We start from the raw sequence: 14,638 nt of genomic DNA, 5'->3' as shown, positions 1-14,638 counted from the left end.
CCAAAAAATCCACGGTTAAGACAAAAAGGGAAAAAAACAGTATCAAAATCAACCATTTTTTAGAGGAGTTGTTTTTTAAAGCCATTGGTTAAATTTTTTGATAAACAGGTTTTTAACAAACTGAGTTAACAGGCAATAACCGGTAAGTATTCCTATCAACCACGGGAAGTAACTTAGAGGTAAAGGCTCCATATATATGGCCTTGGCAAAAGGAGTGAATGGAATAGCGATGCCTATAAGCATAATCAAAGAAGTTAATGCAACTACCGGTGCGGTTGCCCAACTTTGAATAAAAGGTATTTTTCGTGTACGTATCATATGTACGATAAGGGTTTGGGATAAAAGGCCTTCTACAAACCAGCCGGTCTGAAAAAGGTTTTGATGTTCAAGTGAATTTGCTTTGAATACAAAATACATTACGGCAAAAGTTATATAGTCAAAGATTGAACTAATGGGACCAATGTACATCATAAAGCGACTGATTCCTTTTGCATCCCATTTTTGAGGTTTTTCCATAAACTCTTTGTCCATTTTATCCCAGGGAATGGAAGTCTGAGATATATCATAAAGCAAGTTTTGGATAAGTAGCTGTATAGGGCGCATAGGTAAAAAGGGTAGAAAAATACTAGCTCCGATCATGCTAAACATATTTCCAAAATTACTGCTGGTGGTCATTTTAATGTATTTGATAATATTCCCAAATGTTCTTCGTCCATAAATAACTCCTTTTTGAAGAACCATTAAATCTTTTTCAAGAAGTATGATATCTGCACTTTCTTTAGCAATATCCACAGCAGTATCTACCGATATGCCTACATCGGCATTTCGTAACGCCGGAGCATCATTTATGCCATCGCCCATAAAGCCTACCGTATGGTTTTGTTTCTGAAGGAGTGTAACGATTCTTGATTTTTGTATGGGATTAAGTTTGGCAAAAATACTAATTTCATTAATTTTATCTGAAAGTTCGGAATCGCTTAAATGTTCGATATCTGTTCCTAATAAAATTTCCTGAAAGGGAATCCCTACATCCCGGCATATTTTTTTGGTAACAATGTCGTTATCGCCTGTCAAGACTTTAACTTTGATTCCCAGTTTTTGAAGGTTTTCCAGCGCAGGTTTTGCAGAAGGTTTTGCAGGATCCAGAAATCCGATAAATCCTGTAAGAATAAGATTAGATTCTTCCTCAACAGTGTAATCTGTATCATGATTTTCATATTCCTTGATTGCTACAAGTAAAACTCTTAGTCCGTCTTCATTCAATTTTTTAGAGGTTTGCAAAACGGTTTCCCTCATTTTAGGATCTATAGGAACGATGGAATCAGTTTCTGTATGAATTTTAGAGTTTTCTCCCGGGTAAAATGCATGGGAACATAGATTTAGCATTTCTTCAACGGCCCCCTTACAAATAAGAAGGTGTTTTTTATTTTTTTGTTCCAGAATTACACTCATTCTTCTTCGTTGAAAATCAAACGGAATTTCATCAATTTTTACATAATCTTCTTCCACTTTCAGATATTCGTGAATTTCCACGTGTTCTAATACAGCAATGTCTAAAAGATTTTTTAATCCTGTTTGGTGATAACTGTTTAAATATGCCCATTTTAATACTTCATCATCTTCGTGTCCTAATACGTTCAGATGTCTTTCCAAAACAATTTTATCTATTGTCAGTGTACCTGTTTTATCTGTACACAGGATATCCATAGCTCCAATATTTTGTATGGCATTTAATTTTTTTACGATAACTTTTTGTTTACTCATGTTTTTTGCCCCTTTGGCGAGATTGGCAGTTACAATCATCGGGAGCATTTCCGGAGTTAATCCTACAGCAATAGCAACGGCAAAAAGCAAAGCTTCCAGCCAGTTTTCTTTGGTTAATCCGTTAATAAGAAAAACTAAAGGAACCATTACGAGCATATACCGGATCAATAACCAGCTTACTTTATTCACTCCTTTGTCAAAACTGGTTTCTGTCCGTTTTCCACTTATAGCCTTACCAATTGAACCTAAATACGTATGGTTACCGGTTGTGACTACGATAGCCGTAGCTGTTCCGCTAACCACGTTGGTTCCCATAAAGCATAAGTTTTCAAGTTCAAGAGGTGACTTTTTATCAGCGTCGGGTATGGTATATTCTCTTTTTTCCAAAGGATGAGATTCTCCCGTAAGTATAGCCTGGCTAACAAAAAGGTCTTTGGATTTAATAATACGTACATCAGCAGGAATCATATCTCCCGCACTTAGATAAATAATATCTCCGGGAACAATATCTCTTATGTTTACTTCTGTTTTTCCTTTGTTTCTCCTGAATACGGTAGCAGTGGTTTTTACCATGTTTTTCAGGTTTTCAGCTGCACGGTTACTGCTGTATTCCTGCCAAAATCTCAATAAGGAACTTAATATGATCATAGAGCCCACGACAAGAATGGTTTTGTAATCGCGTTCGTCCGGAGGAACAATACATACATCCATGATTGCAGATATAATCACCAGTACAAACAGAACTGCAATAAAGGGGTTAAAAAAAGCCATTATAAATTGTTTATACCAGGAGGGGGCTTTTTCATGCTCTATTTCGTTGTATCCGAATTTTTTTATTTTTTCTTCTACGGTAGATGTACTTAAACCCTTTTCACTGCTTTCTAACATAGCATAAAATAAGTTGCTGTCATTTTTTGCTACCATCTGAAGTTTCGTGGTGGAGTTTTTTTCAAAGTTTGAAATTCCTTTGGGAGTAGTATGGTTCATGGGGTTCATTTTATAGTGGGTTAGATTTTTTATAATTCAGATTGCTGACCGATAAATTCCCAGCTTACTTTTATCACTTCCTGTTCTATGGTAAGGCGGCTTACCATTTGTTCCATCAGGTAGTCCTGAATGCCATTAGCTGTAATTTCTGCGGTAATAAGTGTGTTTTCTCCGTCTGCATCATCTTTACTGGAGAGAGAGCGGAGTAATAATTTTTCGTTATTTCCTAATTGTTGAATAAGTAATACGCGGATATGGTTTTCAATGTTATTTTTACAATGAATGGTTATTTGATATTCTGTGGTAGCGGTATGATCTTTGGGAGTGAATGAAATTTTATTCATTTTATTTCCCAACGGACGCAAAGAGATGTGGATAATAATAACAGTGAGCGCAGTTAATGATGCCTGAGCATATAATCCGATACCTGCTAAAGATCCTACCGCAGCAGAGCACCAAATTGTGGCGGCTGTGTTTAATCCCCGAACGCTCAGTCCGTCTTTCATAATCACTCCCGCACCTAAAAAGCCGATTCCGCTTACAATTTGTGCGGCTACCCGGCTGGGATCTCCATGGCTGCCACTAACGGACATGGATATGAGTATAAATGCAGCAGACCCTACTGCAACTAATGTATTGGTACGCAGGCCTGCACTTTTTTGTTTCCACTGCCTTTCAATTCCAATGGCCATACCTAATACGAAAGCCAGTGCCAAACGCATGGCAAATTCAGATATTTGTAACATAGCGATTAATTTTAAAAGGTGAATATGAATTTTGTATAGTAAAAATGGATAAGGATTTTCTAGATTTTAACCGATTTAAAATCCAGAAAAAATTATAGACAGTGTTTTTTAACAGCTTATTATAATAAAGATATAAAAATAGTAACCTCATGACCTGTACATTTATGTTCACTCAAGAACATTCTGGTCATTGTGTTCTTAGAGTGAAGTATTATTCAATTCAATTGCTTTAATTTTTTTGGGATACTCTTCCATGTTCCTTTTTTTGTAGTGCAAAAGTAAGGGATAATAATCCGGGAGCTTATTAGAAAAGATTTAAAAAATTATTAGAAAATTATTAGAAAGTGGATAATATTTTTTATTTAAATTCGCTAAAAAATTTTACAAATGAAGATTAAAATCTTTTTGATATTGTTTATTTTGATTAATTTTTCTTTTCTTAAAGCTCAAAAAATTAAAATTGCTTGCTCTCCTTCATCTGCTTGTTATGTTCTTAAAGGTCATTTATCTGTACATATGAAAAATGGAGAAGTCTGTGAAGGTGAATATAAAATAAAAGGGGATAAAGTTTTTAACAAAAAGACTAAAAGTGTAGAAAAACTTACTTATCAAGATATTGATTATATTATGCAGGAAGAAAAGAGATATGAGTATATTCGTACTGATGATAATAGAATGCTTTTATTAAAATTATATGATAATTTAAAGAATGATAAAATAGCTTTTTATGAAGGTAAAGAAAGGACAAGTTTTTCTGATCAAAGGTTTGTAACCTATTTTATGGTAAGAGAAGATTTATCAGGAGCTGTTGAATTTAGGTTTTTTGATCCAATAGTAAAAAAATATTTTTCAGATTGTTTAGGAGTGGTTGATCAAAAATATTACTCTATTAGTTTTATTTATAGCATGTACACAAATAATTGTTCAAAGTTGTAGCAATTAAAAAAAACAACTCATTAAAAATTTTATTGGCACAGAAAGAATGAAGGGCTTTGATAATAAAAAAAATATTTCAAGAATTAGTTATTTGTATTTAATATTTGCAAAGTAAGAAGTTTTAATTTGCGCCGAAAGGATTATCAACGATATACAGCCAGGTTCCGTCTTTCTGTCTCCTTATCAATTCAACGCTTGATCCCGTAATGGTTATATCTTCAGATTTTTCATTCTTCGTTTCAATTTTCCAATCGGCTCTTAGCATAGCTATATCTTCTGCTTCAATGCAATATTTATTAACAGAAGTCATTTTACCTCCCAATTTTAAAAGGTTTAAATGTTCTTCATTCATTTTTTCAAATCCTGAAATGATGTCACCATTATATTTCACAATTTTTGCTTCTTTTTCAAATAATGCATTTATCCGGTTTACATCTCCTGAATTATAGGCATCAGCAAAGCATTGATTCATTTGATCAGGGCTGTTAGGAATATTTATATGAGTCATAATTAATTTTTAGGTCTATTTATTGTAATTAGTTAGAGTGATAAAATACAATTACTAAAATATGTATTTAAATTATTATTAATTAATTAAAATATTTTTTATTTCTTCTTTGTTTTTACGTAAAATCCAAAATACAAAATATGTCCCAGTATTACGAGGCTTAATGAGCATCTCATTAATAAATTATCAAACAAAATAATAAAAGTTAGAGAAACAGAAGTTACAGTTGTGAGAAGTATCAGCTTTTGTTTCAAAGTCATGGTTTTATCCTGAACGTAATCTTCCAGATACTTTTTGTAGATAGCTGAAGAGGTAAACCATGTATGAAATTTTTTAGAACCTCTTGCATAGCAGTAGGTAGTTAAAAGTAAAAAAGGAGTGGTAGGAAGTATCGGAAGAAATGCTCCAATAATGCCCAAAACTAATGAAACCGAACCTAAAGTAAGCCAAAAAAATTTCATGAATTTCAAAGGTACAATTTTGATTTTTAATATGTTCTTTTAAACTCTAATAAATATCAGGCTAAATTAGGCTGTAGCCAATATTTGGCATCCTCCAATTTTATTTCTTTTCGCTTAGCATAATCTTCAACCTGTTCAAGGGTAATTTTACCCAGTCCGAAATATTTGGATTTAGGGTTGGCAAAGTAGTAACCAGATACTGATGAGGCTGGATACATGGCCAGGCTTTCAGTGAGTTGTACACCTATGGCTGTATTCACATCCAGTAATTCCCAAATAGCAATTTTTTCAAGATGATCCGGGCAGGCAGGATAGCCCGGGGCAGGACGAATCCCTTGATATTTTTCTTTAATGAGCGATTCATTGTCCAGAGTTTCGTCATAAGCATACCCCCATATTTCTCTACGAATTTTTGCATGCATGTACTCAGCCAAAGCTTCAGCCAGACGATCGGCAATTGCTTTTATCATAATGGCAGAATAGTCGTCGTTATCAGCCTCATAATATTTGGCTAATTGTTCTGCACCGAAAATAGAAACGGCAAAACATCCTATATAATCATGAGTGTTTTCTTCATTTTTAGGAAGTATAAAATCAGATAACGCAAGATTAGGAATTCCTTCTGATTTTTTGTTTTGTTGGCGTAAAGTGCGGAATGTGTTTATCTTATGATTATTTTTATCGTAAATTTCTATATCGTCCTGTTCATTGGAATTGGCATGAAAAACACCTATTACTGCTTTAGGTTGCAAAAGATTTTCACTGACTACTTTTTCAAGCATTTCTAAGGCATCTTTATATAAATTGCTGGCTTCTTCACCCACAATTTTGTCAGTCAATATATTAGGGAATTTTCCAGCTAATTCCCAAGCTCTAAAAAAAGGTTGCCAGTCAATATATTCTTTTAACTCGTCCAGAGGTATAGAATCAAAAACCTGTACTCCGATTTGCTTAGGTGTATAGGGAGAAAATTCAGACCAGTCTAATTGAAATTTATTATTTCGTGCCTGTTGAAGAGTTAAGTATTCTTTTTCCACGCTTCGGTTTAAATATCCTTCTCTTAGATGAATATACTCTTCGTGTATTTTCTTTTTAAATTCTTCACTTTGGGAGGATAAAAGGGAAGAGGCTACTGTAACTGATTTGGAAGCGTCTAAAACGTGAATAGTTGTATGACTGTATTTAGGTGCAATTTTTAAGGCTGTATGAATTTTTGAAGTTGTAGCTCCCCCAATCATGACCGGATAGGATAGTTGCCGTTTTTCAAGCTCTTCAACTACACTGATCATTTCATCAAGAGAAGGAGTAATAAGACCGCTGAGTCCAATCAGATCCACATTTTCTTTAATAGCGGTATCAATGATTTTTTCTTTGGGAACCATAACCCCGAGATCGATAATTTCGTAGTTATTGCAAGCAAGAACAACACCCACAATATTTTTACCAATGTCGTGTACGTCGCCTTTTACCGTAGCCATCAAAATTCTTCCATTCGATTGGGTTTCCCCGTTTTTTTCCTCTTCTATAAATGGTTGTAGATATGCAACTGCCTTTTTCATAACCCTTGCAGTTTTGACTACCTGAGGTAAAAACATTTTACCTGCTCCAAAAAGTTCTCCTACGGTGTTCATTCCATCCATCAGAGGGCCTTCAATTACATCCAGCGGTTTACTGGCCAATTGACGAGCTTCTTCCACATCTTGTTCAATATGATCAGCATTTCCTTTAATTAAGGCATATTCCAGTCGTTTTTCTATAGGATAAGTTCTCCATTCCTCTATTTTCTGTTCTTTTGCTTCTTTGTCCTGCGTAATGGTTTCGGCATATTCTATTAGGTTTTCAGTAGCCTCTTCACTACGGTCAAAAAGAACATCCTCAATTTTTTTAAGCAGTTCAGGTTCTATTTCTTCATATATTTCCAGCTGAGTTGGGTTTACGATACCCATGTCCATTCCATGTTTTATAGCATGGTAAAGAAAGGCAGCATTAATGGCTTCCCTAACTTTATTGTTACCTCTGAAAGAGAATGAAACATTACTGACACCTCCTGAAACAAAGCATCCGGGAAGATTTTCCTTAACCCAATGGGTGCCTTCGAAAAAATCAAGAGCATTTCTACGGTGTTCCTGCATACCGGTACCTACAGGAAAAATGTTAAGGTCAAATATAATATCGGAAGGGTTGACTCCTAATTTATTTACTAGTATATCATACGAGCGTTTAGATATAACTTTCCTTTTTTCAAGATTATCAGCCTGCCCTTCTTCATCAAAAGCCATTACAATCATTGCAGCTCCGTATCTTTTTATGATTTTAGCTTTTTGTATAAATTCTTCTTCTCCTTCTTTAAGACTGATGGAGTTTACGATTCCTTTTCCCTGAAGGTTTTTTAGTCCAGCTTCAATGACCTCCCAGTTGGAAGAATCAACCACAAGTGGAACCCTTGCAATATCCGGTTCAGAAGCAATAAGCCGTAAAAAGGTAGTCATGGCTTTTACTCCGTCAATCAAACCTTCATCCATGCATATGTCAATGATTTGAGCACCTCCTTCTACCTGATCTCTAGCTACTGAAAGAGCTTCGTCGTATTTTTCATTTTTAATTAGATTTAAAAACTTACGGGAACCGGTCACGTTGGTTCTTTCACCTATATTGATAAAGTTACTGTCAGGAAAAACAGAGAAAACTTCTAATCCGGATAATTTTAATGTATTCTGCATGGTTTGTAAAACTTTACAAAGGTACAATTTTGATGATTATTATAGTTGTTTTCTGTTTGTTAAAATGAAATCTATTTTGCCTAAAATGAATAGAATATGTGTCCAACCTTTTTTTGTTGGTTTTTTGAATTAGTTTTGGGTATTTGTATATACATTCAGGGCATGCGAAATCCTTTCTTCCACCATATTATGCATCCTGTGACAGGTAAGCTGGCCAGAATCAGGCTTATCAAAAAGACGATAATTTTGCCCGTAATGCCCGCAATAGAACCAATATGAATATCATAATTCATACGATATAATTTTTGTGCATAAGAAGATTTTTCATAAGAGATGGAGTAGAGGCTGTTCATGTTTTGTATTTCTTGAATTTCGGACGAATTATAAAATTTAAATTCTCTTCGATAGTAATTTTTAGTATCGGGGTTATAGCCTATTCTAAAGTTGTGATCGTTGTCTGAAGGATAGTCAAAAATGAACACACCTTTTTTGTTTATAGGATATATTGATAATACTTTTTCCCATAATATAGAATCTGCGTGAGGGGTAGGGGGGGATTCATCCGGAGGAGGTTTGTAATGTATTATAATTTTCTGACCTCCGGATATAATTCCATAATACAAATGCGAAAACCATTGAAAACTCCAGTTTAGTCCTGTAACAGCAATTATAAGAGCAAATATACAGGTATAAAAGCCTAATACATTATGCAGGTCATAGTTTAACCGGAAAAAACGGGCATTCCATTTTACTTTAAATGCTGAATTCAGATGTTTTTTTTTCCATTTTTTTGGCCACCATAGTATGAGTCCTGAAAGGGTTGTAATAACAAAAAGAAAGGTTGCCCAGCCTACTATTAGATGCCCTGTCTTGTAAGGTAGCCAAAGGCTTCGGTGACCGGAAAGCACCCAAGGAAAAAAGCCTTTTTTGATATGTTTTTTGTCTATGTAGTTACCTGTGTATGGATTAAGGTAAATGGTGGAATATCCCTTCTCATAATGGCTGTAAGCAATTGATGCTGCTTTGTTTTTTTCGTATGAAACCCCATATATTTTGTTAGCACTGTCTGCCTGTGTTAAAAATATATATTTTTCCGCTCTTTTTTTTAATACAAAAGGCTTCAACAAAGGTTTGTTTTGAGTTTTTATAATCAAGTGAGAATCTAAAATGCTTGTTATTTCATCTTTGAAAGAATATAAGCATCCTGTAATAGCGACTATGAAAACTATGATTCCGCATATAAGTCCTACCCATAGATGGAGCCAATGAAATAAGAATTTTAAATTAAATTTTTTCTTTTTCACTGTTAAAATGTATAAGAGATGCCTAAACGATAGTTTCTGGATGCTTCTGTCTGCCATCTCCAGGTCATCACTTTTCCAATGTTACCGGCAGAACCACTGTATAAGTATTGGTCAAAAAGATTATTTATGTTGAGAGCTATAGTTATTTTGTTATTAGTCCAGGAAATTCCCGCATCAAATCGATTGTAATCAGGAAGTGCTTTTTCACCTTCTACAGTATTCCAGGTTGAACGATCTGCCTGTAGAGTATATGCCGTATTAATACCCCAGCCTTTTAAAATTCCTTCGGAAAACGAATATCTTAAAATTATATTTGCTACGTGTTTCGCATAACCGGGAACAAGAGTTCCTTTTTTATATTGTTTGGTATCTTCTGTTATTTTAGATTCTGTAAAAGCATAATTTGCTATCATGTTGAATCCTTTGCTTAAAGTTCCTTGTATATCAACTTCTACTCCTTGGGTTCGTGTTTTTCCTAATTGAAGAACATAGGACTCTGAGGAAGTGTTATCCGGATCGGCAGAAAGTTGATTTTTCTTTGTAATTTGATAAACGGAAAGAGAACTGTTCCATTTTCCGTCAAACCATATTTTTTTTGCTCCCAATTCTATATTATTCCCAACGATAGGATCAATCTTACCTCCGTCTCTTTTATTTCCGGACTGAGGTACAAAAGCCTGATCGTATAAGGCGTATAAGGAAGTATTTGGGGTAAGGGAATAGCTAATGCCCAGCCTGGGTGTAAACCTGTTTTTTTCAGCAGTAACTCCGTAAGAAGTATCTTCAGCTGAAGTATATCTCGTAGCTATGGTGATTCGTAATTTCTCATCAAAAACTCCTAGTTCATCCTGTACATAAATCCCTGTATATTTTAAAAGATATTTTGACCCACCGGATCTTTCTTTAATACTTTTACTTCTGTCAAAGGTGGGTAGACCCAGTGAAGCTGAACCGTTTCCGGGAGCGTAAATGTTATAAGAATCTTCTGTATCCAGAGCAAAAGTCTGTGACCAGTCTCCCCAATATTCTTTATTGCCTAAATCCAAACCGGCAAGTATTCTATGTTTTATCTTACCGGTATTTATTGAGCCGTTTACAAATACCTGTCCAAATTTCATTTCGTTTATGGCATCTCCAATGGATACTGTTCTCCTTAAATCTCCATGGGTGTTAATATAATTAAGCCATAATGAACTGCCCTTTTTATAATAGTTGAAGTAAGCTGCTTGAGCTGTAATTTTCCAGTTTTCGGAAAGGTTGTGCTGCAAATTGACTGTAAAAGATTGATCTTCTATTTTGGTGGGTTCCATTCCTGGAGCTAATACTGAATAGTTTCTTGGAAGGCTGGCATAACCCGACGGAGAAAAGCTATAGTAAGATCCAATATTAGACATGTTTACGCTTTGGTAAGTATATTCCAATGTTAGTAAGGTGTTGTCATCTATTTGATAGCTTAATACAGGGGCAATTCCTGCTTTTTTGTTAAATTCATATTTTCTGAATGAATTGTTGCTCTGCCCATAGATATTTAATCGGTACAGTAGCTTGCCTTTCTGATCTATTTTACCCCCGATATCCAATGCTCCTCTATAATAATCGTAACTGCCCAACATAAGAGATATTAAGTTTTGATTATTTTTAACTGGCTTTTTCATTACTACATTATATATTCCACTGGGTTCTCCGTTAGACATCATAAATCCGGAAGGACCTTTCACAATTTCTACTCTTTCTACAAAACTCATATCTTCTGTTAACGGTCCCCAGGTGGATGTTACATTCATGCCATCTCTAAAGGCAGAAGCTCTTGAACCTCTCATATTTATTCGTACATAGGTATCTCCCCAGTGTTCCAAGCGGGTAACACCACTAATATTTTTGATAAGTCCGTCACTCATGCTTGTAATAAGCTGATCTTTTATAATAGCTGAATTAACAATCTGTATATTCTGAGGGATTTCTAAAATGGGTTCATCTAAGCGTAAAGAACCGGATATATTTTTTGAATTATATTTTTCTTGATTATTTCTGATGATTATTGAGTCAAGATGGTTTTCCTTGAAAATTTTCGAAGTTTTTAAAGAATCCGAATTTTCAGTTGTCAGGGAATTTTGTGTTGTATCAACCTGAGATAGTACAACATTACAACATGTAATAAAAAGAACGATAAATATATAAAGTTTCATATTATATTTTATACAAATATATTTATTTAGTCTAAATAAATATAATATTTTATTTACTTATCTTAATTTTTAAATTGTTTTACAAATGAGAGAGTTATATGGTTGCTGTATGAAGCCATTTAAATGAAAGGTCTTCTTGATTTATAATCCATTTTGAAATTATAATGTAAAGTGTATTTTTGCCTAAAAATTAATGAAATGAAAATCATCAGAATGTTATTTATTTTATGTTCGGGTATCGCGTTTTCTCAAAACTATATGCCTATTGATACAGCGGACAAAAATAAACGAGAGGAAGCAGCCTCTTTATTTAGTGAATCAGGAAAAAAGTTTATTGAATCTTTAAAGAAAGAGTATTCGGGAAAGGAACTCAAGTTGCTGGTTAAGGAATTTGAAGAATTTAATAAAGAATTTAAAGAGGAAATTAAGGAAGGAAATTTTTGTTATGATTCGCGTTTTACGGATTATGCAGCTAAAATACTAGAGAAATTGAGAGTAAATAATTCCTCTATTCCACAAAACTTAAACTTATTAATATCTAAGGATCCTAGTTTAAATGCTTTCTGCCTTCCCGATGGAACTTTTGTTTTAAATATGGGATTATTTTATTGGATGGATAACGAAGATCAGATTGCTTCTGTTCTTTCTCATGAACTAAGCCATAATATGCTCAACCACTCTTTACGCAAACAGGTGGGAATTGTCAGGGAACGTTTATCTTCAACGAATAAAGAGAAAATAAAGGAGATAAAAAAGCAAAAATATAATCGTTCACAAGCAGCTTTGGATTTGTATAAAAACAGATTATATGCTGCCGGGGAATCCAGTAAAAAAGATGAATATCAGGCAGATTCTCTGGGCTATGTGTTAATGAAAAAATCTCCGTATAACGAAGGTGCCTTTTTAGGAGCGCTTGAATTGATGGCAAAATACGATAGTATACGTCCTAAAGGATTAGAAGATGAAATATATAAAAAGGTATTTAATTTACCCAATCAACTTTTTAAAGATGAATGGTTAAAAAAGGAGGATTTTTCGCAATATGATTATTCTTTGTATAAAGAAAAAATAAATAAGGATTCCGTTTCTACTCATCCGGAAATAGAATTCAGGATTGCCAGGCTTAAATCTGAATTTAGTGAACTTAACTCTGATTTTAAGAAATCTACGCCTAACGAAGAGTTTAAAGAACTGGAGAAAATTGCGGGTTACGAAAGAGTTCCGTCCTTGTATTTTTTTGAACAATATGGTGTAGGTATATATTTATGCTTGTATCAACTTCAGAATAATCCTGAAGATACTTATTATACAGAATGGCTGGGAAAATGTTTTGAAAAAATTTATGAAGGAAGGAAAAATTATAAACTTAACCGTTATCTGGCAAAGATAAATCCTAAAAATCAGTCTGAAAGTTATCAGCAATTTCTCAATTTTATGTGGAATTTATCATTGGATGAAATAAAGAATATTTCAGATTATTATAATAAAAAAGCACCTCAGTAGAGGTGCTTTTTTATATTTGCTATTAGTTAAGCTTTTCCAGACGAATTTGATTATATTTATCGTTCTCGTTATATTCTCTTAATATAATATATCCTTCTTTGGCTTTCATCGGGTATATTATATATTTATCTTCTTCTGAATAAATCGGAATAGTTTCTTTTTTTAATTCATTATCAGATATGGTATTAACCCCCAGTATCCATTTTCTTTCATTACTTGAAAATCTTGTATAGAAAAACACAGCTTCTTTTCCGTTTTTGGTATATTGAGAAAACATGTAACCATCGCTATCATTATAATATGAAATTCCTTTTTGTATAATTTCAGTTTTTATCAGATTAAAATCTTTATCCATAAAAAATAACACAAAATCACTGATTTGATTTTGCTTTTTGTTAACTAACTCTGTAAGAATGCAAATTCTACCATCGTTAAAAACAAAAAATTTCAAGGTTCTTATTCTGAGATTTTTTTTAAACCTCCCATTAGCTGTTATTTTAATTTTATTATTAAAATCTTCCCACACAACATATTTTTTAGATATTTCTTTTCCTGTTGAATCTAATACTATTTTATAAAATCCCAGATTTTTTTCCAAATCGAAATATGTGCCTTTCTTATAGTTAGAATAATTTCCAAAAATTATAAGCTGGTTATTTAATTCTTTTAAATTTTTAGTATGATTAAATTGCCTTACATCCTTTTCAAGAAGATACTCATATTTTTTATCTCCGGTTTTTTGATCTAATGTAACAATTTTACAATCTAGTTTAGTTAATCCTTCACTGTTAGACTCTACTATATATAAGTTGTCAGAGGTATTGTGAATTATAGAAGCTGTAATATAATTTTGTCTAGTTGCAATAGGATTGTAGGTATAATTCCATACTAATTGATTATCCGTATTATAAAATTTAATGAATTTAGTTTTGTAAAAATGAAAGTTATTATAATTGTGCTCTAAAATATAGTAACCGTTAGTACTTGCTTTAGCTAAGCTAACTCCTGCTTTTGAAACAGGATTTAAAGATTTTTTATATTCTTCTAAATTATCTGGTATTACTTTTATTTGCTCATCTATATAATAATATTCTGGGCTTACAATATTTTTAGAAATCGATATTTTTCTAAATGAAAAAAGAGCAAAAGATATAAAGAATGTATCATGATGTTTTAAGTTGATAAGCAGCTCATCATTATTAACTAATGTACAGTTTGTAATATATCTGACAAATCTATTAAGATATTTTTTTGTTGTAAAAATGTTATTTGATAACTTATTTAAATTTTTATCTAATAAAACGTATTCAAACTGAATATGATCTTTATCAACGGAACCTTGGTTATAAAAATAGATATAACCGTAAACTTGCTCATTAGAATCGTAAATAATAAAATTTGAATCTAGGTATCCGTTAGCCATTTTAGATAAATCCTGAGTTTGAGATTGAATAAAATGAGTAACTAATATAAATATAGTGGCAAAAAATGTGTTTTTCATATGTGTATGTAATAAATTGTTT

10 protein-coding genes are annotated in these 14,638 nt (G+C 33.1%); 2 read left to right on the top strand and 8 right to left on the bottom strand.

Annotation, left to right across the window (positions count from 1 at the left end):
* Nucleotides 1-75: 75 nt before the first annotated feature.
* Nucleotides 76-2,760, bottom strand: a complete 2,685-nt coding sequence (mgtA, locus tag EOV51_RS01580; RefSeq protein ID WP_228427670.1) for a magnesium-translocating P-type ATPase — start codon at nt 2,758-2,760, stop codon at nt 76-78.
* 20 nt (nt 2,761-2,780) lie between these two features.
* Nucleotides 2,781-3,497: an MgtC/SapB family protein gene (locus EOV51_RS01575; RefSeq protein WP_128149172.1), complete on the bottom strand. Its 717-nt coding sequence runs from the start codon at nt 3,495-3,497 to the stop codon at nt 2,781-2,783.
* Between the two features lie 387 nt (nt 3,498-3,884).
* On the opposite strand from EOV51_RS01575, the gene EOV51_RS01570 reads away from it, so the two are divergent.
* Nucleotides 3,885-4,433 carry a hypothetical protein gene (locus EOV51_RS01570; protein ID WP_128149170.1) on the top strand — a complete coding sequence of 183 codons (549 nt, stop codon included), beginning with the start codon at nt 3,885-3,887 and terminating at the stop codon, nt 4,431-4,433.
* 121 nt (nt 4,434-4,554) lie between these two features.
* Here the strand turns inward: EOV51_RS01570 and EOV51_RS01565 are convergent, their stop codons facing one another.
* The 5 genes from EOV51_RS01565 to EOV51_RS01545 all read right to left on the bottom strand — a co-directional run bounded on the left by EOV51_RS01565 (nt 4,555) and on the right by EOV51_RS01545 (nt 11,612).
* On the bottom strand, nt 4,555-4,941 hold the full coding sequence (locus EOV51_RS01565) for a YybH family protein (RefSeq protein WP_128149168.1): 387 nt from the start codon (nt 4,939-4,941) through the stop codon (nt 4,555-4,557).
* 98 nt (nt 4,942-5,039) lie between these two features.
* Nucleotides 5,040-5,402 carry a YbaN family protein gene (locus tag EOV51_RS01560; RefSeq protein ID WP_128149166.1) on the bottom strand — a complete coding sequence of 121 codons (363 nt, stop codon included), beginning with the start codon at nt 5,400-5,402 and terminating at the stop codon, nt 5,040-5,042.
* A 56-nt stretch (nt 5,403-5,458) separates the two neighbouring features.
* Nucleotides 5,459-8,122, bottom strand: coding sequence for a methionine synthase (gene metH / locus EOV51_RS01555; RefSeq protein ID WP_128149164.1), 2,664 nt, complete (start codon nt 8,120-8,122; stop codon nt 5,459-5,461).
* Nucleotides 8,123-8,277: 155 nt separating this feature from the next.
* The gene (locus EOV51_RS01550) at nt 8,278-9,426 is read right to left on the bottom strand and encodes a PepSY-associated TM helix domain-containing protein (protein WP_164875223.1); all 1,149 of its coding nucleotides are present in this window, start codon (nt 9,424-9,426) and stop codon (nt 8,278-8,280) included.
* A gap of 2 nt (nt 9,427-9,428) precedes the next feature.
* The gene (locus EOV51_RS01545; RefSeq protein ID WP_128149160.1) at nt 9,429-11,612 is read right to left on the bottom strand and encodes a TonB-dependent siderophore receptor; all 2,184 of its coding nucleotides are present in this window, start codon (nt 11,610-11,612) and stop codon (nt 9,429-9,431) included.
* A gap of 198 nt (nt 11,613-11,810) precedes the next feature.
* On the opposite strand from EOV51_RS01545, the gene EOV51_RS01540 reads away from it, so the two are divergent.
* Nucleotides 11,811-13,115 (top strand): M48 family metallopeptidase, encoded by a 1,305-nt coding sequence (locus EOV51_RS01540; protein WP_228427668.1) that lies wholly within the window; start codon nt 11,811-11,813, stop codon nt 13,113-13,115.
* A 22-nt stretch (nt 13,116-13,137) separates the two neighbouring features.
* Here EOV51_RS01540 and EOV51_RS01535 read toward each other — a convergent pair whose 3' ends face one another.
* The gene (locus EOV51_RS01535) at nt 13,138-14,616 is read right to left on the bottom strand and encodes a DUF6770 family protein (RefSeq protein ID WP_128149158.1); all 1,479 of its coding nucleotides are present in this window, start codon (nt 14,614-14,616) and stop codon (nt 13,138-13,140) included.
* Between the last annotated feature and the right edge of the window lie 22 nt (nt 14,617-14,638).

The organism is Apibacter raozihei (assembly GCF_004014855.1).
Taxonomy (GTDB): Bacteria; Bacteroidota; Bacteroidia; order Flavobacteriales; family Weeksellaceae; genus Apibacter; species Apibacter raozihei.
Note: the sequence above shows the minus strand (reverse complement) of the source record. Positions and strands in the feature narration are given on the sequence as shown.